24 protein-coding genes are annotated in these 23710 nt (G+C 59.8%); 11 read left to right on the plus strand and 13 right to left on the minus strand.

All coding sequences use genetic code 11. The annotated features are described in order from the left end of the window. The first annotated feature begins 53 nt into the window (after nucleotides 1–53). Nucleotides 54–737, plus strand: a complete 684-nt coding sequence (locus tag ACXYMP_RS12855; RefSeq protein ID WP_458906790.1) for a hypothetical protein — start codon at nucleotides 54–56, stop codon at nucleotides 735–737. Nucleotides 738–901: 164 nt separating this feature from the next. Here the strand turns inward: ACXYMP_RS12855 and ACXYMP_RS12860 are convergent, their stop codons facing one another. Further along, entirely contained in the window at nucleotides 902–1447 is a 546-nt protein-coding gene (locus ACXYMP_RS12860) for a redoxin family protein (protein ID WP_458906792.1), read from the minus strand. A 176-nt stretch (nucleotides 1448–1623) separates the two neighbouring features. After that, a complete protein-coding gene (locus tag ACXYMP_RS12865) occupies nucleotides 1624–3078 on the minus strand; it encodes a catalase (RefSeq protein WP_458906794.1) in 1455 nt (484 codons plus the stop codon). A 92-nt stretch (nucleotides 3079–3170) separates the two neighbouring features. Between ACXYMP_RS12865 and ACXYMP_RS12870 the strand changes: the two genes are divergently transcribed. Together ACXYMP_RS12870 and lipA are read left to right on the plus strand one after the other, a co-directional pair. Next, the gene (locus ACXYMP_RS12870; RefSeq protein ID WP_458906796.1) at nucleotides 3171–4085 is read left to right on the plus strand and encodes a LysR substrate-binding domain-containing protein; all 915 of its coding nucleotides are present in this window, start codon (nucleotides 3171–3173) and stop codon (nucleotides 4083–4085) included. A gap of 101 nt (nucleotides 4086–4186) precedes the next feature. Further along, the gene (gene lipA / locus ACXYMP_RS12875; RefSeq protein WP_458906798.1) at nucleotides 4187–5137 is read left to right on the plus strand and encodes a lipoyl synthase; all 951 of its coding nucleotides are present in this window, start codon (nucleotides 4187–4189) and stop codon (nucleotides 5135–5137) included. Between the two features lie 182 nt (nucleotides 5138–5319). Here lipA and hpt read toward each other — a convergent pair whose 3' ends face one another. Then, nucleotides 5320–5865, minus strand: coding sequence for a hypoxanthine phosphoribosyltransferase (gene hpt / locus ACXYMP_RS12880; RefSeq protein ID WP_298570929.1), 546 nt, complete (start codon nucleotides 5863–5865; stop codon nucleotides 5320–5322). Nucleotides 5866–5934: 69 nt separating this feature from the next. Between hpt and ACXYMP_RS12885 the strand changes: the two genes are divergently transcribed. Continuing rightward, the gene (locus tag ACXYMP_RS12885) at nucleotides 5935–6390 is read left to right on the plus strand and encodes a type II toxin-antitoxin system RatA family toxin (protein WP_298570927.1); all 456 of its coding nucleotides are present in this window, start codon (nucleotides 5935–5937) and stop codon (nucleotides 6388–6390) included. A 73-nt stretch (nucleotides 6391–6463) separates the two neighbouring features. Here the strand turns inward: ACXYMP_RS12885 and ACXYMP_RS12890 are convergent, their stop codons facing one another. The 3 genes from ACXYMP_RS12890 to ACXYMP_RS12900 all read right to left on the minus strand — a co-directional run bounded on the left by ACXYMP_RS12890 (nucleotide 6464) and on the right by ACXYMP_RS12900 (nucleotide 11201). Next, nucleotides 6464–8458: a DEAD/DEAH box helicase gene (locus ACXYMP_RS12890; RefSeq protein ID WP_458906801.1), complete on the minus strand. Its 1995-nt coding sequence runs from the start codon at nucleotides 8456–8458 to the stop codon at nucleotides 6464–6466. A gap of 194 nt (nucleotides 8459–8652) precedes the next feature. Beyond that, nucleotides 8653–9591: a tyrosine recombinase gene (locus tag ACXYMP_RS12895; RefSeq protein ID WP_458906803.1), complete on the minus strand. Its 939-nt coding sequence runs from the start codon at nucleotides 9589–9591 to the stop codon at nucleotides 8653–8655. Beyond that, nucleotides 9588–11201 (minus strand): hypothetical protein, encoded by a 1614-nt coding sequence (locus ACXYMP_RS12900; protein ID WP_298570921.1) that lies wholly within the window; start codon nucleotides 11199–11201, stop codon nucleotides 9588–9590. The genes ACXYMP_RS12895 and ACXYMP_RS12900 overlap by 4 nt, the downstream gene beginning before the upstream one ends. A 176-nt stretch (nucleotides 11202–11377) precedes the next feature. Here ACXYMP_RS12900 and ACXYMP_RS12905 point away from each other — a divergent pair, with 176 nt between their 5' ends. Further along, entirely contained in the window at nucleotides 11378–11989 is a 612-nt protein-coding gene (locus tag ACXYMP_RS12905; protein WP_458906806.1) for a shikimate kinase, read from the plus strand. Then, nucleotides 11970–13100 (plus strand): 3-dehydroquinate synthase, encoded by a 1131-nt coding sequence (gene aroB, locus ACXYMP_RS12910; protein ID WP_298570916.1) that lies wholly within the window; start codon nucleotides 11970–11972, stop codon nucleotides 13098–13100. Before ACXYMP_RS12905 ends, aroB begins: the two co-directional genes overlap by 20 nt. Before the next feature lie 59 nt (nucleotides 13101–13159). Here aroB and ACXYMP_RS12915 read toward each other — a convergent pair whose 3' ends face one another. Together ACXYMP_RS12915 and ssb are read right to left on the minus strand one after the other, a co-directional pair. Continuing rightward, nucleotides 13160–14248 carry a site-2 protease family protein gene (locus tag ACXYMP_RS12915; RefSeq protein WP_298570914.1) on the minus strand — a complete coding sequence of 363 codons (1089 nt, stop codon included), beginning with the start codon at nucleotides 14246–14248 and terminating at the stop codon, nucleotides 13160–13162. Between the two features lie 23 nt (nucleotides 14249–14271). Beyond that, nucleotides 14272–14757, minus strand: a complete 486-nt coding sequence (gene ssb / locus ACXYMP_RS12920; RefSeq protein ID WP_458906809.1) for a single-stranded DNA-binding protein — start codon at nucleotides 14755–14757, stop codon at nucleotides 14272–14274. Between the two features lie 205 nt (nucleotides 14758–14962). Between ssb and ACXYMP_RS12925 the strand changes: the two genes are divergently transcribed. Then, on the plus strand, nucleotides 14963–15571 hold the full coding sequence (locus ACXYMP_RS12925) for a lytic transglycosylase domain-containing protein (protein ID WP_458906811.1): 609 nt from the start codon (nucleotides 14963–14965) through the stop codon (nucleotides 15569–15571). A 60-nt stretch (nucleotides 15572–15631) separates the two neighbouring features. Here ACXYMP_RS12925 and ACXYMP_RS12930 read toward each other — a convergent pair whose 3' ends face one another. From ACXYMP_RS12930 to miaA, 5 genes are all read right to left on the minus strand, one after another. Then, nucleotides 15632–15994, minus strand: a complete 363-nt coding sequence (locus ACXYMP_RS12930) for an antibiotic biosynthesis monooxygenase family protein (protein WP_298570911.1) — start codon at nucleotides 15992–15994, stop codon at nucleotides 15632–15634. Between the two features lie 50 nt (nucleotides 15995–16044). Beyond that, nucleotides 16045–16590, minus strand: coding sequence for a VOC family protein (locus tag ACXYMP_RS12935; RefSeq protein WP_458906814.1), 546 nt, complete (start codon nucleotides 16588–16590; stop codon nucleotides 16045–16047). A 90-nt stretch (nucleotides 16591–16680) separates the two neighbouring features. Then, the gene (locus tag ACXYMP_RS12940) at nucleotides 16681–18315 is read right to left on the minus strand and encodes a hypothetical protein (protein ID WP_298570909.1); all 1635 of its coding nucleotides are present in this window, start codon (nucleotides 18313–18315) and stop codon (nucleotides 16681–16683) included. 82 nt (nucleotides 18316–18397) lie between these two features. Next, nucleotides 18398–19204 carry a helix-turn-helix transcriptional regulator gene (locus ACXYMP_RS12945; RefSeq protein ID WP_298570908.1) on the minus strand — a complete coding sequence of 269 codons (807 nt, stop codon included), beginning with the start codon at nucleotides 19202–19204 and terminating at the stop codon, nucleotides 18398–18400. A 245-nt stretch (nucleotides 19205–19449) separates the two neighbouring features. Next, nucleotides 19450–20349, minus strand: coding sequence for a tRNA (adenosine(37)-N6)-dimethylallyltransferase MiaA (gene miaA / locus ACXYMP_RS12950; protein WP_458906817.1), 900 nt, complete (start codon nucleotides 20347–20349; stop codon nucleotides 19450–19452). Nucleotides 20350–20463: 114 nt separating this feature from the next. On the opposite strand from miaA, the gene pyrH reads away from it, so the two are divergent. The 4 genes from pyrH (at nucleotide 20464) to ACXYMP_RS12970 (ending at nucleotide 23705) form a co-directional block, all read left to right on the plus strand. Beyond that, nucleotides 20464–21237: a UMP kinase gene (pyrH, locus tag ACXYMP_RS12955; protein WP_458906819.1), complete on the plus strand. Its 774-nt coding sequence runs from the start codon at nucleotides 20464–20466 to the stop codon at nucleotides 21235–21237. 174 nt (nucleotides 21238–21411) lie between these two features. Beyond that, nucleotides 21412–21978, plus strand: a complete 567-nt coding sequence (frr, locus tag ACXYMP_RS12960; protein WP_298570906.1) for a ribosome recycling factor — start codon at nucleotides 21412–21414, stop codon at nucleotides 21976–21978. A gap of 50 nt (nucleotides 21979–22028) precedes the next feature. Continuing rightward, on the plus strand, nucleotides 22029–22790 hold the full coding sequence (locus ACXYMP_RS12965) for an isoprenyl transferase (protein WP_298571206.1): 762 nt from the start codon (nucleotides 22029–22031) through the stop codon (nucleotides 22788–22790). Between the two features lie 99 nt (nucleotides 22791–22889). Continuing rightward, nucleotides 22890–23705 carry a phosphatidate cytidylyltransferase gene (locus tag ACXYMP_RS12970; RefSeq protein ID WP_298570905.1) on the plus strand — a complete coding sequence of 272 codons (816 nt, stop codon included), beginning with the start codon at nucleotides 22890–22892 and terminating at the stop codon, nucleotides 23703–23705. Nucleotides 23706–23710 lie beyond the last annotated feature (5 nt).

Here is a 23710-nt window from a genome sequence, read left to right on the forward strand (position 1 = left end):
GTGTCGTTGACCTGTGTCAACGTGATGTTTTTTGTCGTTTCTAAGCTGCAGTCATGAACAAATTGCAGCAAGTGCTAGTTCGCAACTTGGGTTACATTTTCATTTCGGCGATAGCCTGCGCTAGCGCGGCCTTTTTTGCACTTCTGCATGATGCTGGACCAATTCCAGTCCTCGATGTCGTTCCATTGTACCAAGCTACAGTCTGTGCCGCATTTGTCGGCTACCCTTGCCTGCTATTTTTGCGAAGCAGGGCGATCTGCGGGTCTAAGGCAATGCCTGCCAATCTGAGGCAACTGGCCGCTTTGATCGGACTGGGTGCGATGCTTGCAGTTCCTCCGGTCACAATTGATATTTTCAGCAGATTCCCCCGCGATATCAATGTGCTGGTGCCGAATGCCTTATTGTTCTACCCAGCTATAGCATTGGTTGCAGAGGTTACCTTCCACTTACTTCCCCTGGCTACCCTAACCGCATTGACCGGTCTAACGTCAAAACGCACGGCTCCTTTGTGGGTGTTTGTTGTCGTGGTGTTCGTGGAACCTGTTTTCCAAGCCACCTATTCCTATGATTCCGGAATCCAAGCGTGGCTGGTGTTGGCGAACGTCGGTTTGATCAGCGCAGCACAGATATGGTTGTTCACACGGTATGGATTTGGCGCGATGATCACTCTTCGACTTGCATTTTATTTCTTTTGGCATGTCGCTTGGGGCACTGCACGCCTTGCAATACTATTCTGATCGTTGCGAACACGGGTCGTTTGACACCTGACCATCGGCACTATGGCCCCGCCGGGACCCGCAAAGCAGACCAAACGCCATCATTTCAGTCGGTGGAAAAAAAAGCGCAACAAAAAGGGCCGCTGAAACCAGCGGCCCTTTTCGGTCTGTCAGTCTGAAACGCCTTACGCGACTTTTTCACCAGCTTCTTTAAGCCATGCCAGAACCGTTTCCGGGGCGCTTTCGCCGTATGGGTCTTCGCCGTGGTTGTCGCAGCGGCCCGGCTCTTCGAACCATGCCTCGACCACACCGTCATTGATAACTGCGGCATAGCGCCACGAGCGGGCGCCGAAGCCAAGGTTGTCTTTGTTGACCAGCATGCCCATGCCGCGGGTGAATTCGCCCGAGCCGTCGGGGATGACCTTGACGTTCCCAAGCTCTTGGTTGCGGGCCCAGGCGTTCATGACGAAGCTGTCATTGACGGACATGCAATAGATCTCGTCGATGCCTTGGGCGCGGAAATCGTCGGCGCCGTTTTCATAGCCGGGCAGCTGATAGGTCGAACATGTGGGCGTGAACGCGCCGGGCAGCGAGAACAGGACGACGCGCTTGCCTTTGAAGTAATCATCCGAGGTCATGTCCTGCCAGCGGAACGGGTTGGGGCCGTCGATGCTGTCGTCACGAACACGGGTGCGGAAGGTGATGTTGGGAACGCGAACGCCTTTTTGCATGTCAAAATCCTTTGATCAGTGGTCCAGTTGCGTGGGGAATCGCCACGCGGGTTCGCGGATTGTTTAGAACGATTCCAATGAAGGCTCAATCAGGTTTCTCGCAGTTGCAGCAAGTGCAATAAAAAAGGTGCGCCGCGTTACCGGGGCGCACCATCTGGGTCGGCGAGGGTCTACGGTCAGCCAGACGCAGACAGCGCCTTGCGGGCCGCCCGAATGCCATCCCCATAGGCTTGGCTGATCTTGTCATAGTGAACCAGAACCCGGTCGATCACCTCATCTGGCACGCCGTCCATCGCGGCCGCCGTGTTGCTGTAAAGGCGGGCTTGCTCATCGCTGTTCATCAAGTCATGCAGCGCGCGGGCTTGGCTGTAATCGTCATTACCCTCCCGGTGATCATACCGCGCCGCATCGCCTGAAATGCGCAAGGGCGGCTCCAGCGTGGTCGGATCTTCGCGCGCGGCGTCTTCATACATGTTCGGCTCGTAATACGCGTCGGGATGACCCGTTTTGGGGCCCATGAAGTTCATCTGGCCGTCCTTGTGATAGTGATGCATCGGGCAGCGCGGGGCGTTCACCGGCAAGGCCTCGTAATGGGTGCCCAGACGATATCGGTGGGCATCGGCATAGGAAAACACGCGCGCCTGCAGCATCTTGTCGGGGCTGTGGCCGATCCCCGGAACGGTGTTGGACGGGCTGAAGGCGGCTTGTTCGATCTCGGCAAAGTAATTGTCCGCGTTGCGGTTCAGTTCAAACTCGCCCACGTCGATGACCGGGTAGTCGCCATGCGGCCAAACCTTGGTCAGGTCAAACGGGTTGTAGGGCGTCTTTTCCGCGTCCGCTTCCGGCATAATCTGCACCTGCATTTTCCAGCGCGGGAAGGTGCCGGCCTCGATCGTGCCAAACAGTGCCTCTTGATACCCTTCGCGGGTCTGACCGATCAGGGCGTTGCCTTCTTCGTTGGTGTAATGCGCGTGGCCTTGCTGGGTTTTGAAGTGGAACTTCACCCAGAACCGTTCGCCTGCGTCATTCCAAAGCGAATAGGTGTGGCTGCCATAACCGTTCATGTTCATCGGCGTTTGCGGCAGGCCGCGATCCGACATCAGGATCGTCACCTGATGCAGCGCCTCCGGGCTTTGCCCCCAGAAATCCCACATCGCCGTAGGGCTGCGCATGTTGGTGCGCGGGTGGCGTTTTTGGGTGTGGATGAAGTCGGGAAACTTCAACGGGTCGCGCACAAAGAAGACCGGAGTGTTGTTGCCAACCAAATCCCAGTTGCCTTCTTCGGTATAAAACTTCAGAGCGAAGCCGCGCACGTCGCGTTCGTGGTCCGCAGCCCCCAATTCGCCCGCCACGGTCGAGAACCGCGCCAGCATCGGCGTCTCAGCGCCGGGTTGCAGGGCTTTGGCACGGGTGTATTTTGACAGATCGCCCGTGATTTTCAGCGTGCCAAACGCGCCCCAGCCCTTTGCGTGCACGACGCGTTCGGGGATGCGTTCGCGGTTTTGGTGGGCCAATTTTTCGATCAGTTGATAGTCCTGCATCAAAACCGGACCGCGTTCACCTGCGGTTAGCGAGTTTTGGTTGTCCGGCACTGGGGCGCCAGCCGTGGTGGTCATGCGTGTTTTGGACATGTCATTCTCCCTGATGAAGTTCGACACAAGCTTGCCAGCTAAGCGCGATAAAGAAAAATTGCTTTTTCTTAGCGCTATGATAACTTTAGGTTATGGAAGTCACCTTGCGCCAACTGACCTACGTTATGGCCCTTGCCGAAACCCGCCACTTTGGCCGCGCCGCGCAGCAGTGCCACGTGACCCAACCCGCGCTTTCCAATCAGATCAAGGAGCTGGAAAACCGCTTGGGGACAGAGCTGTTCGTGCGAAGTCGACATGGGATCGACATGACCTCGGCCGGGCAAGACGTTCTGGGCACGGCGAAACGGATCATGGCCGAACTGGACCGGATGAAAGACGCGGTTCACTGGCAGCAAGGACTGACCGGTCGCCTGCGCCTTGGTATCATTCCGACGGTTGCCCCCTATCTTTTGCCCGTCGCACTTCCCTTGATCCGCGCGCGGGCCGAGGGCCTTGACCTGCGATTGCGAGAGGCACAAACAACAGAGCTGATGGCCGATCTTGACAACGGTCGGTTGGATGCCGCCATCGTCGCCTTGCCCACCGGGACCAGTGGAGTGGTGGAAACGCCCCTGTTCAAGGACCGTTTCTTGCTTGCCGGAACACCTGAACAGATTGTTGGGCTTGCCGCCCACGGCGCGGCGCTGCGCCCCGAGGCGATTGATCCAGACCTGCTTTTGTTGCTGGACGAAGGGCACTGCCTCGCAGATCAGGCGCTTGAGGTGTGCGGGTTTCGTCGTCGCGACAGGCGCTTGGATCTTGGCGCGGCGTCGCTGGGCACGCTGTGTCGGCTGGCCGCGGGCGGTTTGGGGGTGACATTTCTGCCTGAAATGGCCCGCAAGGATGAACAGACCGCGACGCCAGATCTGGCAGTTGCGCGGTTTGCCGACCCGCAGCCGTTTCGCCAGATTGGTTTGGTGCGGCGCGATTTGTCGCGCCATGTGGTCTGGTTCGAGACGCTGGCTGCCTTGTTGACCGAGGCAGCGCATGCAGATGACCCGACGTAAAGTCATGCAAGGCGTGCATAGCAGCGTTGCGGCTTTCAAGGTGACTTGCCCGCGGGATACGGGTATACGTCGGTGAACCGTTTTTTGGCCGGAGGACCGCCATGCGTGACTTGAAAATACCCGAGAGCCGCCACCCTGAAAAAGCGCATCGGCCGGACAATGCGCAGCCCAAAAAGCCCAGCTGGATCCGCGTCAAGGCTCCGGGTGGCAAGGGATACGCCGAAACGCACAAAATCATGCGCGAAAACAACCTGTCCACTGTTTGTGAAGAGGCCGCATGCCCCAACGCCGGCGAATGCTGGAGCCAGGGCCACGCCACCATGATGATCATGGGCGAGATTTGCACGCGCGGCTGCACATTTTGCAATGTGGCGACCGGGCGGCCTGATGATCTGGACGCGTTCGAACCCGGCCGCGTCGCCAATGCAGTCAAGAAACTGGGTTTGAACCATGTTGTGATCACATCCGTCGATCGCGACGATCTTGCCGATGGCGGGGCCGACCACTTTGCCCAGACCATCCGCGCGATCCGTCACCAATCACCTGACACAACAATCGAGATCTTGACCCCTGATTTTCTGAAGTGTGACCCGAAAGTGCTTGAAATCGTTGTGGAAGCACGTCCCGACGTTTTCAATCATAACCTTGAGACTGTGCCCGGGCTATACCCCCAGGTGCGCCCCGGCGCGCGCTATTTCCATTCGCTGCGACTGTTGCAGCGGGTCAAGGAAATGGACCCGTCGATGTTTACCAAATCGGGCATCATGGTTGGATTGGGCGAAGATCGTCAGGGCGTGTTGCAGGTCATGGATGACATGCGCGCCGCTGACATCGATTTTCTGACCATCGGCCAGTATTTGCAGCCGACGCCCAAACACCACGCGGTGGAACGGTTCGTGCATCCTGATGAGTTCAAGGACTACGAGACTGCAGCGTTTGGCAAAGGCTTTCATATGGTGTCTTCGACACCCTTGACGCGATCATCCTATCACGCGGGTGACGATTTCGCTCGACTGCGCCAAGCACGTGAAGAAAGTCTTGCAAAATCTTGATAAGAAAAGATTTATGGCCTGATCCGCTCAAGCTCCATCCAGCCTGGCATGCCAAAGATCTTTTCATATGCGACGAGCATTAGGCAGATCGCAATGATTGCCAGCACGAACCTGACACGCTTGGCAGAGGGCGGATTACGAGCCCATCTGGACATCCGCCAAAACCACCGCTGGTGCATCTGCTAGTCCTCGTCTAGAAAGCGCACCTTGCCGATACAGGGCAGGTTGCGGTCACGTTGTGCATAGTCGATGCCGTATCCCACGACAAATTCGTCAGGGATTTCGAACCCGGTCCAATCCGCGCGGATGTCGACCTCGCGGCGCGAGGGTTTGTCGAGCAGCGCAATTGTTCTGAGCTTTCTCGGGCCTTTGGCCTTCAACAGGCCAACAACGTGTTTAAGCGTGTAGCCTGTATCGACAATGTCTTCGACAACCAGCACGTCACGCCCCGAAATCTCGCCGCGCAAATCTTTCAGAATGCGCACCTCGCGGCTGCTTTCAGTCGAATCGCCATAGGATGAGGCTTCGAGGAAATCGACTTCGACCGGCAAGTCCAGTTCGCGCACGACGTCAGCGATGAACACGAACGATCCGCGTAACAGCCCGACAACGACCAGTTTTTCCGTGCCGGCAAATTCCTTCTGGATGTCGGCTGCCAACTCTTCGACCCGCGCCGCGATCTGCTTGGCCGAGATCATCGTGTCAATGACATATGGTCGCTGTGCCATGTCTTCCCCCTTGATTTCCGGTCGTATTCCTAGGACATGTGGCGATGAGTTAGAAGGAAAAACCGCCTGATGCCGACACATGGCGAAAAACGTGTCCTGCCTTACACGCCGCAGCAGATGTATGATCTGGTGGCCGACGTGAGCCGGTATCCGGAGTTTTTGCCTTGGAATTCAGCGGCGCGGGTGCGTCGGGTGACGCCTCAACCCGATGGCCGGCATCTGATGGACGCCGATCTGGTGATCAGCTTCAAGGTTTTCCGCGAACGGTTTGCCAGCCGTGTGATGCTGGATCAGGAGACCAGAAAGATTGATACGGAATATCTTGATGGACCCTTCAAATACTTGAAATCCCACTGGATATTTCGCGACCACCCGGCTGGGTGCGAGGTCGAGTTCTTTGTCGATTTCGAGTTTAAGAGCACGGTTTTGCAAGGGGTCATCGGCTTGGTGTTCAACGAAGCGATGCACCGCATCGTTGCGGCGTTCGAGAAACGCGCCGCAGTGCTTTACGACCCCGTCAGCTAAACCCCTGCGCTAAGTTTCTGGTGGAATGCATTGGGCGCACCGGACCGTTTGGCCGCGGCGCCCCCAAATCACATCAGGTTTTTCGGCGCTTCGGCACGCCATCACCACCTTTGGCTTTCGCCTGCACCTTTGCAGCCGCGCGCGCGCGGTTTTTCTTGCTGGAGGCCTTTCCCTTCGGCGGTGGCGGCCCCTTCTTTGCATCCGTGGCGCGGGCAGGGCGCTTGCCGGTGGGTGCTCCGTCAGACGGTTTCGCACCCTTGCTGCGGGGCTTGCGGTCCTCGGCCTGCGGCTTGGCATAGGCTTTGACCGGGCGGTCGCTGTCTTTGTCGTCTTTCCACTTATGCTTCGGGTTCGGTTTGCGATCCCCCTTTGGCGCAGTGTCCGAACCGCCCTTGCGGTGCGGCTTGGGTGGACGTGCGTCATCGTCGAACCGGGCCTGCTTGCCGGGTTTGTCGAACTTGCGGGGCTTGTCGCGCCGAGGCGGCTTGCTTGTGCGACCCAGATCAGGGGGCGTGTCCAGCCGCGTCAGTGCCAGTTTCTCGACCGTCATGCCGGGGCCGATGGCGTTCAGGAAACGGTCGACCTGTGCGTCTTTCACTTCGAAGAAAGTTTGGTCGCCCTGAATGCGGATCGCGCCGATATCGGTGCGGGTGATGTTGCCCGCCGTGCAAAGCATCGGCAGGATGTGGCGTGGATCAGCACCCTGATCGCGCCCTTTGGCCATCGAAAACCAGACACTGGCGCCGAACGGTTCGCGCGCCTGCGGCTTGGCGTTCACGGCAGACAGCTCCTCGGGGGCGGCATGGGCGGTGTGGTAGAGTTGCAGATAGGCGGTGGCCAGTTGGGCCGGGGTGAACGTCTCGACCAATTCCTCGGCCAGGGCGGCTTCGTTTGCTGTTGGCTCTTGCTGCCAGACCTCGTCGGCAAGGATGCGTTTTTGATCTTCGGCATGGACCTCTTGCGCAGAGGGCGGGGGTGCCCATGTGGCATTCAGCTTGGCAAACCGCAAAAGACGTTCGGCCTTGTTGCGCGCGGCTGGCGGCACGATCAGCGTGCTGACCCCCTTGCGACCCGCTCGCCCGGTGCGGCCGGACCGGTGCAACAAGGTTTCATGGTTGTTGGGCAGCTCGGCATGGATCACCAGATCAAGTTTGGGCAGGTCGATCCCACGTGCGGCGACATCGGTTGCCACGCAAATGCGCGCACGCCCGTCGCGCATGGATTGCAACGCATTCGAGCGTTCGTTCTGGGTCAGTTCCCCCGACAGAGCCACGACCGAGAAGCCCCGGTTTGACAGGCGCGTCGCCAGTCGGCTGACCATAGCACGGGTGTTGCAGAAGATCAGCGCGTTTGGTGCCTCGAAAAACCGCAACACGTTGATGATCGCGTTTTCCCCATCGCGCGGGGCAACCGGCATCGCACGGTATTCAATGTCAACGTGCTGGCTTTTCTCGGCCACGGTGGTGACGCGCTTGGCGTCCTTTTGATACCGTGCGGCAAGCGTGGCGATGCTTTTGGGCACGGTGGCTGAGAACAGCAGGGTCTGCCGGTCGTCAGGCGTTTCATCCAGAATGAACTCAAGGTCTTCGCGAAAGCCCAGATCCAGCATCTCGTCCGCTTCGTCCAGCACCACGCTGCGCAGCGCCGACAGGTCGATCGAGCCGCGCATGACGTGGTCGCGCAGCCGTCCGGGTGTGGCCACCACCAGATGCGCCCCACGCGCCAGCGCGCGCCGCTCGTCGCGCATGTCCATCCCGCCGACGCAGGACGCCACAACAGCGCCAGTCTTCGCAAACAGCCATGTCAGCTCGCGCTTCACCTGAAGTGCCAGTTCGCGCGTTGGCGCAATGATCAGGCCAAGCGGGCTTTGCGCCGGACCGAACCGGTCGTCATCCCCCAACAGGACCGGCGCAATGGCCAGACCAAAGCCCACCGTCTTGCCAGATCCGGTCTGGGCCGACACCAGCAGGTCTGCGCCTTCAAACTCGGGTTTGGAGACTTCGGTTTGCACTTGCGTCAATGTGGAATAGCCACGCTCGTTCAGCGCGTCAGAGATCAGGTTTTTCACGGGCAATCAATTCTGTTTGGTCGGGTGCCAGTTGCGTGCGGTCTGCCAACAAGCGGCAGAACATGCGTGCACAGCGCATGGGTCCGGTGGGGATGGATCACGAAAGCGCGCAATAGCCTGTCCGCAGCTGAATGTATAGGCCTATCACGCCTGCGCGGGCTTGCTGTGGGGGTCACAGGGGCGCTCAGGACTGCTCAGGTGGCTTTGGCGAGCGGGTGGCGGGTCAGCACCAGGTCTTCCAGGCGCTCCTCCAGCACATGGGTGGAGATCTCGGTGGTCGAAACATCGGCGTGTCCCAGAAGCGTCTGGATCGACCGCAGGTCTGCGCCATGGGCCAGAAGGTGCGTGGCAAAGGCGTGGCGCAGCCGGTGCGGTGTGACCGAGCCCGGGGGCACGCCAGCATGGACCGCGATTTCCTTGATCAACCCATAGAACCGATGGCGGGTCAGGTGGCCGCCTTTGCCGGTCGACGGGAACAGGAAAGCCGACGGCTTGGCGCCGCGTTCCATCCGCGCTGTGTCTTCGGCCGCGTCACGGGCGTCAAGCCAGCGGGTCAGGGCGTCGCGCGCCGGGCCAGACAGCGGCACCATCCGTTCTTTGCCGCCCTTGCCTTTGACCAGCAGCATTCTGGGATCGCCGCGGGTGGCTGCCACGGGCAGGGTGACCAATTCGCTGACCCGCATCCCGGTGGCATAGAGAAGTTCGACCAGACAGCTGTTGCGCAGCTTGTCGGCCGGGCTGCGCCCATGGCTGCGCGCGGCGGTCAAAAGCGCCTCCACTTCTGCCTCGCTTAGCGTTTTGGGCAAGGATTTGGACCGACCCGGCCCTTTGATTTTCAAAGCCGGGTTGTCGGTGCGCCAGCCTTCTTCATAGCCAAAGCGAAACAGTTGTTTGATCGCGGACAAGCGCCGCGCAAGGGTGGATTGTGCTAAGCTAAGCGTGTCGCAGTCGACCATGTAACGTTCGATATCCGTGCGGGTCAGATCCTCGAAGTTCAGCCCGCGATCCGCGGCAAATTCGGCAAACCCTTTCAGGTCGCGCCCATAGGCCAGCAGCGTATTCTCCGAGGCATCAAGCTCCGCCGCCTGTGCCTCCAGGAAGGTCGAGATCCAACGGGCGTGATCGCTGTTCATCCGCGCCTCTCGAGGATCAGAAATTCAAGAGCGGCCTGGCGTGCGACCTGTTCCAGACCGATCTGGTGCAGGAACGCCAACGCATCCGTCAATTCGTCCAGATCACCGTGGCTGCCGCTGCTAAACAGCGCGACGGCGCGCAAGATCGCTTCGCCCAGGCGGCCTTGGTCCACAAGCGATCGCAACCGAACCGGGATCTTATCGGCGCTGAACGCTTCGATCACGGCACGGCTGCGCGCATCTATCGGCGACAGGCCCGTGACATCGCCCTGGGCCACGCCGATCAGGATGGGGGCAAGCGCATCGGTTGGATCAGCGGTTGCATGTGCCGCCACGCGCTCATAGCTGTCTGACAACAGGCCAAGTCGCAGCGCGATGCGGCCTGCCGCACCCCCTAAGGACCGGGTCGCGACTTCGGGCCCGAACACCTGCGCAAAGGGCACTTCCAGTCCGCTTTCCTCTAGCCGGGGCCAGAGGTTTTCGACGGCGGCGGCCAGATCGTCATCGGACCCTGAAGACAGCGCCCGTTCGACGGTTTGAACCGCCATCATGCGATCCCAAATGCCACCCGAGGCCGCGGGCTTTCGTTCAGAATACAGCCCCAGCAATTGGTTGTCTGTCACGGCCCCCACGCGTGCCAGCCGTTCGCCAGCTTCGGCACGGGCCTTCCAGCCGATATTGGCGCGCAGGTCGGACTGGGCAAAGGCAAGGGGCAGGGTGGAGGTGTTGATGTGCAGGCCTATCGCCTCATACATCCGGAACACCAAGGGCGAAGGATGGTCGGGGCGCTCAAGCTCGGGGTCTTCTTCGAACAGATCGGGATCAAGGAACCGCGCCAAAAGCGCATCGTCTTCGGCGCTGATATAGCCCAGCGCGCGCCCCGTGCCCAAGGTGAGCACCGCCGCATCCCAATCGCCGCTGCGCGCAAGGCAGAACACCCGCGCGGTGTAGGTGGGGCTTAGATCAGGAGTGGCGCGCAGGGTGGTGCATTGTGCGTCCTCATTGCCCAACAGAAGGGCGGTGTCAAAGGCGCGACGGAACACGCGCGGGTTCACAGACCCGGCCCGGGCCAACAGCGCCTCGGCCTGATCCAGCGCGCCGATGGTCAACAGGCGGTCGACGCGGGCCAGAAACAAGCGATCCTCGCCTGCGCTGGCACCTTTGGGCGGATCAAGCTCGGCCAGCAGCAATCGGTGCAGCAGGTCTTGCATGGCGGGCAGCAGATCGACCTCGATCGCAGCGATGCGCCGGGCCAGATCGTCTGGGCGCGAAGTGCCCCACAGATCGCGTGGCAAACCCGTCGCGGTATGGGGCAACAGCCCGACCGCATCCAGGATCGGCATCTCAAGCAACGACATCGTCACTTCGGCGACCGACGCGCCGGTGCTGGTCGCAGGCTCGTTGGGGTCGGGTGGCAGAATTGCGTTGTCGGATGATGGCGGGGGCAGGGCAATGCTGTCAGACAGCCAGTCGATTGCCGACAGCGGGCGCGCGGGCGGCTCTGACTGTGCCGCGGCTACGCTGACGCCCGCTGCGAGCAAACAAATCGCCAAACCGCCACAACAGACGGCCCGCGCCCGTCCCGGCTGCGCATGTCTGTCAGCCGCCATTCAGCGTCACTGTGGTGCTTTGTGGCGCGGTTCGGGGCGACATATCCCCCAAAAACGCATAGCCGGTCAGTCCGATCAGGCCCAATATTGTCATAAAGAACAATAGCTTGATCAATCGAAATAGCATGTTGTTTCGCCCATTTTTGCCTCAGATACTGTTTTGCCTCATTTTATATATGGCATTTCCAGCAAGATCACGCCATTCAGGAAAGAAACCCGTATTTGAGCAAGTGGACGCCGCTTTGGCCTTCAAGGTGAAGAAATCCATCGTCATGGTGGGAATGATGGGCGCGGGAAAGACCGCGGTCGGGCAGGCATTGGCCAGCCGGCTGAAGGTGCCATTCCTTGACAGCGACGAAGAGATCGTGCGCGCGGCCAACATGTCGATCGCCGAGATTTTCGAACGCGACGGAGAGCGTTTCTTTCGCGACCGCGAGACAGAGGTCATCGGCCGTCTGCTGGATACCGAACGCGCGGTTCTGTCGACCGGTGGCGGGGCATTCATGTCCGAACGCAACCGCTCGATGATTGCGAAGCGTGGTGTGGCGGTCTGGCTGAAGGCGGATCTGGATTTGTTGTGGAACCGGGTCAAACACAAAGACACGCGCCCGTTGTTGCGCACGGCCGATCCGAAAGCGACGCTGACCCAGCTTTATAACACCCGCGTGCCGGTCTACGCCTTGGCCGACCTGAAGGTCGAAGCCAGCGCGAGCTATTCGATTGCCGATATGGCCGACGCGGTGGTGGCGGCTCTGTTGACCCGCCCTGATGTTCTGGAGGAGATCTGACGTGACCACTGTTCATGTGCCCTTGGGCGATCGCGCCTATGACGTGCGCATCGCGCCCGGACTATTGGCGAATGCCGGGGCCGAGATCGCGCCGCTGCTCAACCGTCCGAAAGTCTGGATCGTGACCGAAGAAACCGTCGCGCGCCTGCATCTGGACGCGCTGAATGCCGGGTTGGGCGCGTCGGGCATCGCCACGCAAACCCTGATCCTGCCACCCGGTGAAAGCACCAAAAGCTGGCCGCAGCTGATGCGCACCGTCGAATGGCTGCTGGAAGCGCGGGTCGAGCGCAAGGATGTGGTGCTTGCCTTTGGCGGTGGGGTGATCGGTGACCTTGTCGGGTTTGCAGCGGCGATCTTGCGGCGCGGGGTGCGGTTTGTGCAGCTGCCGACCTCGCTATTGGCGCAGGTGGACAGTTCGGTGGGCGGAAAGACCGGGATCAATGCGCCTCAGGGCAAGAACCTGATCGGCGCCTTTCATCAACCCTCGTTGGTGCTGGCCGATATCGAGGTGCTGGGCACCCTGACCCCACGCGATTTTCTGGCGGGTTACGGTGAAGTCGTGAAATACGGCGGTCTTGGTGATGCGGCCTTCTTCGACTGGCTCGAGGTCAACGGACCCGCGCTGGCCGCGGGCGACATGGCGCTGCGCCAAGAGGCTGTGCGCCGATCCGTGCAGATGAAAGCCGACATCGTGGTGCGCGATGAAACCGAACAAGGCGATCGCGCGCTGTTGAACCTTGGCCACACATTCGGCCATGCGCTGGAAGCGGCAACCGGGTATTCCGACCGGCTTTTGCACGGTGAAGGCGTCGCCATCGGATGTGCGCTTGCGTTCGAAACCTCGGCCCGTTTGGGGGTGATGAGCCAGGAATGCCCGTCACGTTTCCGCCAGCACTTGTCCACGATGGGTATGAAAAAAGACCTGTCCGACATCGCGGGCGATCTGCCCGATACCGACGGGCTGATCACCTTGATGGGGCAAGACAAGAAGGTTGAGGCGGGACAGCTGCGCTTTGTCCTCGCGCGCGCGATCGGTGAGGCCTTCGTGGCAAAAGATGTCGACATGAATGTGGTGCGTGCTGTTTTGGATGACGCGCTGGCGCAACGTTAAGTTAGGCAAATTAGCTATTGATAGAAATCAATATACTCTCGGCGACTTGGCGTCCCTGGTCATACTGCTCTGTCACGGCGGGCATTGGCGACGACCATCAGCTCTCCGATGTTTTCGCGGGTGATGTAGCCCAGAAGATGCCCGGTCTCATCGACGACGGCCAAAGGAGCGATCCCATCGCCCATGCGTTCCAGCACGGTCTCTAGCCCATCCAGCAGTTTAACCGTTGGCAGGTCAGTCTGCATCCGGTCCGCCACCCGATGCACCTGCGTGCCCTGCGCCATCGCTTCGAACAGGACGGCGCGGGTCAGAAAGCCTTGAAAAAACCCGTTCACGTCCACCACGGGAAACTCGTGCTGGGTGGTGCGGATGAGGGTGTTCGCGGCGGTCTGGATTGTGTCGTCAGGCCGCAGCGTTTCATATTCGGTGATCATCGCATCGCGCGCCATCAAGCGGCGCGCAATCTGGCGCATCGCCACATCCGAGCTTTCCGCCCCAGCCGCCGTGAAGATGAAAAAGGCGATCAGCACAAGCATCAGGTTGCCACTGGTCAGTCCGACAAACCCCATCATAAAGGCCAGAACTTGCCCGGCGCTGGCAGCAATGCGCGTGGCCGTCACCCGATCAGTGGCCATGGTCAGTGCGGCGCGCAACACCCGCCCGCCATCCATCGGAAAGGCGGGCAACAGGTTGAACACGGCCAGCACCAGATTGAGCGTCGCCAACTGTGCGGGCAGCGATTGCGGGTTGGTGGCCAGCCCGACCAGATCCGAGGGTGCCTCGGGCGCGCCGAAGACCAAGGTCAGCACCGCCCAGATCACCACGTTCACCGCAGGTCCGGCCAGCGCCACCGCGATTTCCTGCGCTGGTTTCTCGGGCATCCGCTCCAGACGCGCCAAACCGCCGATCGGCAACAGGGTCACGTCGGGCGTGCGAATGCCGAACCTGCGCGCCATCAGCGCATGGCCAAATTCGTGTGCGATCACGCAAACAAACAGCAACAGCACGAAGACCGTGGTCCACAGGGCCGCTGCCGCGCCACCTTCAATGAAGGCGGCATAGCCAATGACGCCCAGCAGCAGAAAGAAGGTCACATGGACCCTGAGCTGTGAACCGAAAAGGCGCCCGATGGGAAAGGACCACCCCATTATGCGCCCTCCTTACTGTCTGATTAGAACGGAATTTCGTCGTCGAAGCCGCCGCCGCCGCCAGCCGGAGCCGGGCCGGGATCGCCGCCACCGTAGCCACCCTGATCACCGCCGCCATAGCCACCCTGTTGGCCGCCGCCACCAGCACCGCCTTCGCCACGCCCGTCAAGCATGGTCAAGGTGCCGTCGAACCCTTGCAGGACGACCTCGGTCGAATAGCGGTCATTGCCGGATTGGTCTTGCCACTTGCGCGTCTGAAGCTTGCCTTCGACAAAGACCTTGGACCCTTTGCGAAGATATTGCTCGCAGATGCGAACGAGACCTTCTTGGAACACGGCGACCGAATGCCATTCGGTCCGCTCGCGCCGTTCACCTGTTTGCTTGTCTTTCCAGGTTTCCGACGTGGCAATGCGCAGGTTGCACACCTTGCCGCCGTTCTGAAATGTGCGCACTTCCGGGTCACGCCCCAGATTTCCGATTAGCATGACCTTGTTGAGCGAACCCGCCATCCTGCGTCCTTTCGATTCTGTAAGTTGCCAACATGGTTACACCAAGACAGGACATAGTGGCAGAGCGATTTCGTGGTTTTCGACCGCCTGCCATCGACAGGCCGAGCGCGCGTGCGCCCTTGCGGCGCTGGCCCCAGTGTCACACCCCCTTTCCCAAAAGAGCGAACCCGACTATATTGGCGCCAATCTATTTCGGGGGACGGTGATGTCACGCAAGGTTTTGTTGGTGGCTGCGGGCCTGTTTTCAGGGCTGACGATGAGCATTTCGACTTTTGGCGGACCGGCTGAGGCCGATACGCTTTTTTCCAGTTCCGGGGGGCGGGCAGCGTTTTCTGCTCAGACCCGTGTGCTCGACACGCGTGGCGCCCAGCAATATGCCAATTCGGTGCGGCTGACGCCCAACAAGGGGGCGGTGCCGACCTATGGCATTCCTTCCTTCAAAGGGAATTACAAGGGCCAGTATCTGCCGCTGGCGAAATCCGCAGCGCGGCGTCACGGCATTCCCGAAGATCTGTTCCTGAGGCTTGTGCAGCAGGAAAGCGGCTGGAACCCGCGTGCCAAAAGCCATGCAGGCGCGATTGGTCTGGCGCAGCTTATGCCCTTCACAGCGCGCAAGCTGGGCGTCAATCCACATGATCCGGTGCAGAACCTTGAAGGTGGTGCCCGGTATCTGCGCCAGCAATATGATCGGTTTCGGTCGTGGCGTCTGGCGTTGGCGGCTTATAACGCCGGGCCGGAAGCGGTTCAGAAATATTCCGGCGTGCCCCCTTATCGCGAAACGCGCGGCTATGTGCGCGCGATCCTTGGCAGCTAAGGCGCGGGCGGCGGCGGTGTTTGATGTGGGTGCGCCCCTGAAATGTGAGGCTTTGCCAACCTAGACCTCGCGCCCTTGCGGGCCGTCATAGGCCCGTTCAACCTTGGCAACCCGCAAGTTGTAACGCGCATACCAACGCGTGATCCCCAGCTTTTGGGCAAGAAGGTGTTGAGCCTCGGCCTTCCAGGCTGAGATTGCGCGCTCGTCTTTCCAATAGGACACTGTGATCCCGAGCCCCGCCTCGTCACGGGTGCTTTCGGCCCCCAAAAACCCTGGCTGTGATTGGGCGAGGGCGAGGACCAAATCCGCCATGGCGTCATAGCCGGGCGCGGGGGTTGCAAGCTGATTGGTAAAGATGACCGCGTAATAAGGCGGATCTGGCATCGGGGCAAAGCGGTTCGGGGTCTGACTGTCGGAGACCATCTGGGCGTGTCCTTGATTTGGGCACGCCCAGATTAGAGTGGTGGCCTTGGTTATTCTATGCCTGAGAGCTCTTTTTTATGCAGCCATTCGGCATGTTTAGGCGCGCGCTTGGTTTCGGACCATTCGTTCAGCATGTCCCATTTGACCGCATCCATGCGCGCCAGCATCGCCTCTTCCTCGGGGTCGGGACAGGCCAGTTCGACGCGGTGCCCGTTGGGGTCGAAGAAATAGATCGAATGAAACAGCGAATGGTCAGTTACGCCCAGAACCTCAACACCATTAGATTCAAGATGTTCCTTGAATTCAATAAGTTCCTCGCGGTCCTTCACCTTGAACGCGATGTGTTGAACCCAGATTGGCGTGTTGGGGTCGCGCCCCATTTCAGGTTTTGTCGGAAGCTCGAAGAATGCCAAGACATTGGCGTTTCCTGCGTCCAGAAACACATGCATGTAAGGGTCGGGTTCGTGAGTGGATGGCACGTGGTCTTCTGCAATCGCCAGAATGAAATCCATATTCAGCATTTTGCCATACCATTCGACGGTCTCTTTGGCGTCTTTGCAGCGGTAGGCGACGTGGTGAATTTGGTCAATTTTCATGCGTGATCTCCTGTTTGAAGGGAGTTTAACATTCACTCGTTGCAAATGCAACGAAATAGGATTGACGCATTGATGCGCCACATCAGCACCTTAGGGCAGGGACAGCGCATAGGCATAGGTGACGATGATGAAAGCGCTCAGGATCAGTGACCAGATGACACTGTCGCGCGGCGACCGGCGCGACATGATCCGAATGACATGGGTGGGCGTTCTGGTGTTGAGAAGGCGAAAGATCGACCGGGTGCCGCCCAACTGTCCTTCGATCAGGATGAAGAAGGAAAACACCATCGAGGGCAGGTAGACGGTTATGAACATCTCGGTCAGCCATGTCTCGGGCCGGGCCAACAGCCCGATGGCGCCGGTCGCAAGAAGGCAGGCCGCAAGCGAAACGTGCTTGCCAAGACGAAGCGACCGGTTGCGCGCGTGGGCAAGGTAGTCAAGTTGCAGCGCAAGGGCCTGTTCGCCCGCGGCAATCAACTCGCGGCGCAGCACTAGGTAGCGTCGCTTGAAGATGATCGGGTTCAGCGGCGTCGCGATCTGTTCAAAACATTTGGAAAACCTTGTGGGTTTTTCGGCTAGGCTGTGGTTCAGCGCGATTAGCAGGCGTTCTTCGTCGTCTGCCTGTCGCGACACTTGCCCCAGCCCGTCGACAAGGATGAAGACGAAGAAGATGCTCAGAATACTGATGGCATCAAAGTAGTAGTCACTTTGCGTGAAGACAGGGTCGACGAAATAGCACCATGACCCGGTGCCCAGCACAGTCAACACCAGCGATTTGAACGCGCGCGAGGTGTCTGCGGCGATTGTCAGTAGCAGGTTCGAGCTGAGAATGAAGGTCAGGCCGATCAGCTCGTGCCCCTTCAGCGCCTCGCCGGTCCACAATGCGAACAGCAATAAGGAAAAGGCGGGGGTAAAAAACCACACAAACCCGTCCGACGCGCGTTTCAGCTTCAGTGTGGCGAACGAATACAGCACCGAAGATGTGAAATTGAGGCACACGACCAGCGCCACCCATGGCAAAGCGCCCTGCAAGACCGTCGAAGGCAGATCCAGCGGGCTACTGGGAAAGACCACGAAATAGAGTGCAAACAGTGGCAGTGCCGGCAGAAAAAAGAATTGCAATAAAAAGAAGCTCAGCATCGGTCCGATCCTGTAGCGATTTTTCATCAGCTTGACCGCGCGTGCCTTGAATGCCGTCGACAACCCCATCGACACAGCCGAGGCGATGGCCAGGAAGGCCCCGATCCAGGTGGTCGTTTCGACAGCGCCAAGCTTGCCCGGCAGGTCAAGCACCAGCACCACCCCCAAAAACGCAATGCCGCCCCACATGAATTCGCTTAGCGACAGTCGATGCAGCTGGTCGCGCAGCAGATAGCTCATCGCGATGGCGGATGGAATTGGCCAGGTTTCCGCGATGACGATCGCGACGGGGGTGTCGAGCGTGGCCAGTGACATTGCGAAAAGCAAAAGTGACAGCACAAAGAAGAAGGCCTGCGCTGACGCGAACAAAATAATCGCTTTGTCGCGCACGGATTTCAGCAGCCGGCTTCTGCTCCACGGATGGAAGAAGACGGGCACCGCAGTGAGCAATTTCAGCGCAATCAGTGCCACCGGAAAGCTTGACACAAGCCGCGAATCCATCTGCGACAAAGCCACGGGGATCGCGGCATAGGCAGCAGCTGAAAGCAAGATCAGTTCGATCGTGGAGGCGCGTCTGTAGTTCATTGCGTGGGGCACTCGGGACTTGCGCGAAAATCTACCGCGCGCAGGGTTTCGCCTGACGGGTCAGCTGGCAAGAACGGGCGTCTCAGCCACCTTTGCGAAACGCAGAAGGTGTCGCGCCGGTCTGTTTTTGAAATGCGCGGGTGAAATAGGCGGCCGAGGCAAACCCCAAGGATTCTGCAATATCCTTGATCGGAATATGTGTCTCGGTCAGCAGGCGGCGGGCTTCGTAATGCACCCGGTCTTGCAAGATCGCCGAGGCCGGACGACCACACGCCCTGTTGCAAACGCGGCTCAGGTGGGTCGGCGTGACGCCAAGTTCAGCGGCATAGTCGCGCACGGTTTTGGTGCTGTGGAAATCTTGTTCGACAAGCGCCGTGTAGGCATTCACAAGGCGTCCGGTGGCGGTCACCGACAGTTTGTCGCTGTCCAGATTGGCAATCTGACGTTCAAGCCAGACAGACAACAGCCCCGCGTGGCACATCATGGCGCGGTGGGCCTGATCAGACGCTTTTTCCATCTCGCGCAGCAGGTCATCGACCAGCTTACCAAGCTCAAGCTGCCTGTCGACGTCGCGCAGCCGCAGGTGCAACGGGTCTTCGGGAAGGGCCAGATCGGCTTCGCATCCTTGCGGGAACACGACGATCGTGCCGGACACCTGATTGGACATTTCAAACCCGTGCATCGTTCCGGCCGGCAGAAAGATGCAGTTATGTGGGCCGTAGCCCGCCGTGACACCATTCACGGTGATGCGACCTTGCCCACGGGTGAACCACAGCAGGACCGGAGCACCATAGGACCGCATCGCTTCGGTGCGCCATCGCCCGCCGGACCCCAAACGGGCCAAGGGCATAACACGGAACGGAGACGAGACGGATGTGGTTTTGGTCATGGGACGATCGAACACATTTTTAGGGCACAGAAAGGTGATCTGAATAGAACAGGGGTAACGCAAAAAGCGCCTCTGGCCCAGAAAAATTTCCTGCAAACTGCCAAGTAGAGGCGCAGTTGACACATGAAACGAGGACAATTGCTGCGATCTTGGCGAATTGATGCACATCTGCACGTGTCTTTGGCGTCTCTTTGGCGTCTGCGCGCCGATCAGCGGGCGCGAGCCTGAGCCGGGTCGGGGGCGGGTCAGCGGCGGGGAATCACCTCCCAATCTCGCATTCGTTTACGAAACCAGGTCCGTTGCCGCTTGGCATATTGATGCGAGGCGGTGATCGCACGGGCGCGCGCTTCCTCTAACGAAATCTGGCCACGCAGATAGGCGATCAGTTCGGGCGCGCCGATGGCTTTTGCGCTTGGGTCTTTGGGGTTCCAATCGGACAGATTGGCGCGTGCTTCCTCCAATGCGCCATCACGCAACATCTGGTCAAAGCGCCGGTCGATCCGGTCGCGTAACCAGTCGCGATCCGCATCCAGATGAAAAGCTCGGGCATCCGCGCGCGGCAACAGCGGCGCAGGGGTGTCATCTTGCCATTCGGCAAGCCCGCGCCCGGTGGTGCGCTGCACCTCCCATGCGCGCGCCACGCGGGCTGGGTTTTGTGTGTCGATCCGCGCCAGAGTGTCAGCATCCAATGCGCGCAGAAGGGCGGGCAATCCTGCCGTTTCCAACAGCGCTTCGCCCTCGGCCCGGATGCTGGGCGGGGTCAGGGGAATGTCGGCCAACCCTTCGGTCAGAGCGGTGAAGTTCAGCCCCGTGCCGCCGACGATGATCGGGCGCTGATCGCCTTGCAGAATGGGCGCCACGTCGCGAAGCCAATGGCCCACGGAATAGGCCGTATCGCCAGCGATATGCCCATAAAGGCGATGCGGGGCACGCGCCTCGTCAGCCCGTGTCGGGCGGGCGGTCAGGATGCGCCAGTTGGAAAAAACCTGCAGGGCGTCTGCATTGACGATCACCCCGCCTGACGCCTCTGCAATTGCCAGCGCCAATGCCGATTTGCCGGACGCCGTAGCCCCCGCGATCAACACGGGCTGGCGGGCGTCGATGCTGGCCACGATCTGGCTGATATCGGTGTTGGTTGCCGACAATCTGCGCCTTGCTCCCCTTTTTTCCGACAAGCACGGGATCGCACATTGAAAGTCGCGCCCGGATCGGTCATCTTGCGCGCCAACACAATCACGACAACCAGAGAGTGGCAACCGATGAGTGAACAAGCCTCCGAGGTTACGGGCGAGGATGCCGACACCGGCAACCCCGACACCCCGCAACCGGCCTATAAACGTGTCATGTTGAAGATTTCAGGCGAAGCGCTGATGGGCGATCAGGGGTTTGGCCTGAACCCGCCGACCGTCGAGCGCATCGCACAAGAGGTCAAGTCGGTGCACGACATGGGGGTCGAGATCTGCATGGTGATCGGGGGTGGCAACATCTTCCGTGGCCTGCAAGGGTCCGCGCAGGGGATGGAGCGCACGACGGCTGATTACATGGGGATGCTGGCGACCGTGATGAACGCGCTGGCCATGCAATCGGCGCTTGAGGGGCTTGGCGTCTACACGCGTGTGATCTCGGCCATTCCGATGGATCAGGTCTGCGAACCCTACATCCGGCGCCGGGCCGTGCGCCACCTTGAAAAGGGCCGCGTCTGCATCTTCGCCGCGGGCACAGGAAACCCTTATTTCACCACCGACACGGCAGCAACTTTGCGAGCAAATGAAATGGCTTGCGAGGCGATCTTCAAGGGCACCAAGGTCGATGGCGTGTATGACATGGACCCCGCCAAACACGACGAAGCGCAGCGCTATGACGATGTCAGCTATGATGATGTTTTGCAAAAGCGGCTGGGGGTCATGGATGCCTCGGCGATCGCGCTGGCGCGCGACAACAACCTGCCGATCATCGTGTTTTCGCTGGATGAACCCGGTGGGTTCCGTGGCATTCTGGCCGGCGAGGGCACCTATACGCGCGTCGGTGGCTAATGTGATCTGATCCTGGCGCATGGATTGACCCGCAAGGCAATATCCTGCCCAGCCACGATGGGATTGCCGCGCCACCCGGCGCTGGACCTATACAATAGGTGTGCAGTGGCGTTATACCGGGCGCAATGCGCTCGGATGACAAGAGCTTGAGAATAAGACGAAGGGATGCCTGCGATGGCTGACGAAGAATTTGAACTGGATATGACCGATCTTGAACGCCGCATGGATGGCGCCTTGGGATCTTTGCGGACCGAATTTGCCTCTTTGCGCACGGGTCGGGCCTCTGCCTCGATGCTTGAACCGATCATGGTCGAAGCGTACGGCAGTCGAACGCCCCTGAACCAGATCGGCACGGTCAACGTGCCTGAGCCGCGCATGGTCACGGTGAATATCTGGGACAAAGGGCTGGTTGGGGTTGCCGAGAAAGCGATCCGTGAAAGCGGTCTGGGCATCAATCCCCAACTGAACGGCACCATTATCATGCTGCCGATCCCGGAATTGAACGAAGAACGCCGCCGCGAACTGAGCCGCGTCGCCGCGCAATACGCTGAACACGCCCGCGTGTCGGTGCGCAATGTGCGCCGTGACGGCATGGAACAGCTTAAAAAGGCTAAAAATGACGGAATGAGTGAAGATGACCACAAATTCTGGCATGATGAAGTTCAGGCTCTGACAGACCAATTTGTCGGAAAAGTGGACAAGGCCCTTGAGGTCAAGCAAGAAGAGATCATGCAGGTGTAACCCTTCGGGGGATCAGCGTGGCGTATGGACGGGAATTGGGCAAGGCGATGATGGGCAGCAAAGCCTCAGATGCACAGGCGAAGGCGTTGAAAACGCCGGACCATGTTGCCATCATCATGGATGGCAACGGGCGTTGGGCGCAGCGCCGTGGAAAGCCGCGGCTGTTTGGCCACCATGCCGGAGCCAAACGGGTGCGCGAAATCGTCGAGGCGTGCCCAGACCTTGGCGTGAAATATATCACGATCTTTGCCTTCTCGACCGAAAACTGGAAACGCACTCAATCGGAAGTCGCGGGTCTGATGAGCCTGTTTCGCCGTTACATCCACAAAGAAGCGCGCGCCTTGTTCAACGAAGGCGTTCGGGTGCGTTTTATTGGGGATCGTGACCGGTTGGACAAAAAGCTGATCGCGCTGATGCACGAGCTTGAGACGCTGACCCAAGGCAACGACCGGGTGCATCTAACGATCGCGCTGAACTACGGGGGGCGTGACGAAGTTGCACGGGCCACCCAGCGTATGGCACGCGATGTGGCCGCCGGTCAGCTTGACCCGGAAGATGTAGATGAACAAACGCTGGCAAGCTATTTGGATACATGCGTTTTACCTGATCCTGACCTTGTCATCCGCACCAGCGGCGAAGCCCGGATTTCCAACTTTCTGCTGTGGCAGTCCGCCTATGCGGAATACGAGTTTATCGACACGCTCTGGCCCGATTTCTCGTCGGATATTTTTGCCGAGATCGTCGATCGTTTTTCCGGGCGTGAACGTCGGTTCGGCGCGGTTGGATCAATCGCGGAAACCGCTGCAGAATAACACCCAGTTCAGAATTGGCCGAGGCAGTTGCCTTGCGTAACGTGCAGAAGCTGCACACAACTGCTTGAGAGCATCGCGCCTGAATGCCATAACCCCCACATGACGCAAACCGACACCTCCTCTAAATGGGCCGATTTGGCACCGCGTGTGCTGTCCGCTGTTGGTATGGCAGCGATTGCCATCATCGCTGTTGCCTTGGGGGGACCCGTTTTTCTGGCTGTCCTCGCGGTGGTGATCGGGCTTTGCATGTGGGAGTTTTCCCGCCTGATCCATGCCGAAGCCCGCGCGCTTCATGTGGTGTTGGGAGTGATTGCCGGGGTCAGCGTCATCTATTGCGGCATCACCCTTGATAGCCCGGACCCGGTCGCGCTGTTCTCATTGCCAAGAATTGCTGTGCTGCTGGGCGCGCCCCTCGTCGGGGCAGCGTTGCTGCCGCGCCATCGGGTGTTGTTTTTCTTCTATGCCGCTCTGATCATGTTGGCCGGGCTTGGGTTTGTGGCAATGGGCACCAGCCAGATTCTGGTTTGGTTTATTCTGATCATCATCATCTCGGACGTGTCGGGCTACTTTGCCGGTCGTCTTCTGGGTGGCCCAAAGTTCTGGCCGCGCGTCAGTCCCAAGAAAACCTGGTCCGGCACCATTGCCGGTTGGATCGGCGCGCTTGGTCTGGGCGTGATTGGAGCCGCTCTGGGCGCCTTCACCCCGGTCGAAGCCCTGGCTTTGCCGCTGGTCGCCTTTGCCGGCCAGATGGGGGACATCGTGCAAAGCGCGATCAAGCGCAAGATGGGGGTCAAGGACAGCTCGAACCTGATCCCCGGTCATGGCGGCGTGCTGGATCGGTTTGACGCCATGATCGGCGCGTCCGGCGCCATGATCCTTCTGATTACAATCGCCTCGCTCAGCGTTGCGGGCTAGGGCAG

Source organism: Aliiroseovarius sp. CAU 1755, assembly GCF_054482655.1.

Coding starts and splice junctions, on each gene's coding strand:
- ACXYMP_RS12855 (WP_458906790.1), top strand. CDS start 54: ATGAACAAATTGCAGCAAGTGCTAGTTCGCAACTTGGGTTACATTTTC.
- ACXYMP_RS12860 (WP_458906792.1), bottom strand. CDS start 1,447: ATGCAAAAAGGCGTTCGCGTTCCCAACATCACCTTCCGCACCCGTGTT.
- ACXYMP_RS12865 (WP_458906794.1), bottom strand. CDS start 3,078: ATGTCCAAAACACGCATGACCACCACGGCTGGCGCCCCAGTGCCGGAC.
- ACXYMP_RS12870 (WP_458906796.1), top strand. CDS start 3,171: ATGGAAGTCACCTTGCGCCAACTGACCTACGTTATGGCCCTTGCCGAA.
- lipA (WP_458906798.1), top strand. CDS start 4,187: ATGCGTGACTTGAAAATACCCGAGAGCCGCCACCCTGAAAAAGCGCAT.
- hpt (WP_298570929.1), bottom strand. CDS start 5,865: ATGGCACAGCGACCATATGTCATTGACACGATGATCTCGGCCAAGCAG.
- ACXYMP_RS12885 (WP_298570927.1), top strand. CDS start 5,935: ATGCCGACACATGGCGAAAAACGTGTCCTGCCTTACACGCCGCAGCAG.
- ACXYMP_RS12895 (WP_458906803.1), bottom strand. CDS start 9,591: ATGAACAGCGATCACGCCCGTTGGATCTCGACCTTCCTGGAGGCACAG.
- ACXYMP_RS12900 (WP_298570921.1), bottom strand. CDS start 11,201: ATGGCGGCTGACAGACATGCGCAGCCGGGACGGGCGCGGGCCGTCTGT.
- ACXYMP_RS12905 (WP_458906806.1), top strand. CDS start 11,378: ATGGCATTTCCAGCAAGATCACGCCATTCAGGAAAGAAACCCGTATTT.
- aroB (WP_298570916.1), top strand. CDS start 11,970: ATGTTCTGGAGGAGATCTGACGTGACCACTGTTCATGTGCCCTTGGGC.
- ACXYMP_RS12915 (WP_298570914.1), bottom strand. CDS start 14,248: ATGGGGTGGTCCTTTCCCATCGGGCGCCTTTTCGGTTCACAGCTCAGG.
- ssb (WP_458906809.1), bottom strand. CDS start 14,757: ATGGCGGGTTCGCTCAACAAGGTCATGCTAATCGGAAATCTGGGGCGT.
- ACXYMP_RS12925 (WP_458906811.1), top strand. CDS start 14,963: ATGTCACGCAAGGTTTTGTTGGTGGCTGCGGGCCTGTTTTCAGGGCTG.
- ACXYMP_RS12930 (WP_298570911.1), bottom strand. CDS start 15,994: ATGGTCTCCGACAGTCAGACCCCGAACCGCTTTGCCCCGATGCCAGAT.
- ACXYMP_RS12935 (WP_458906814.1), bottom strand. CDS start 16,590: ATGAAAATTGACCAAATTCACCACGTCGCCTACCGCTGCAAAGACGCC.
- ACXYMP_RS12940 (WP_298570909.1), bottom strand. CDS start 18,315: ATGAACTACAGACGCGCCTCCACGATCGAACTGATCTTGCTTTCAGCT.
- ACXYMP_RS12945 (WP_298570908.1), bottom strand. CDS start 19,204: ATGACCAAAACCACATCCGTCTCGTCTCCGTTCCGTGTTATGCCCTTG.
- pyrH (WP_458906819.1), top strand. CDS start 20,464: ATGAGTGAACAAGCCTCCGAGGTTACGGGCGAGGATGCCGACACCGGC.
- frr (WP_298570906.1), top strand. CDS start 21,412: ATGGCTGACGAAGAATTTGAACTGGATATGACCGATCTTGAACGCCGC.
- ACXYMP_RS12965 (WP_298571206.1), top strand. CDS start 22,029: ATGGGCAGCAAAGCCTCAGATGCACAGGCGAAGGCGTTGAAAACGCCG.
- ACXYMP_RS12970 (WP_298570905.1), top strand. CDS start 22,890: ATGACGCAAACCGACACCTCCTCTAAATGGGCCGATTTGGCACCGCGT.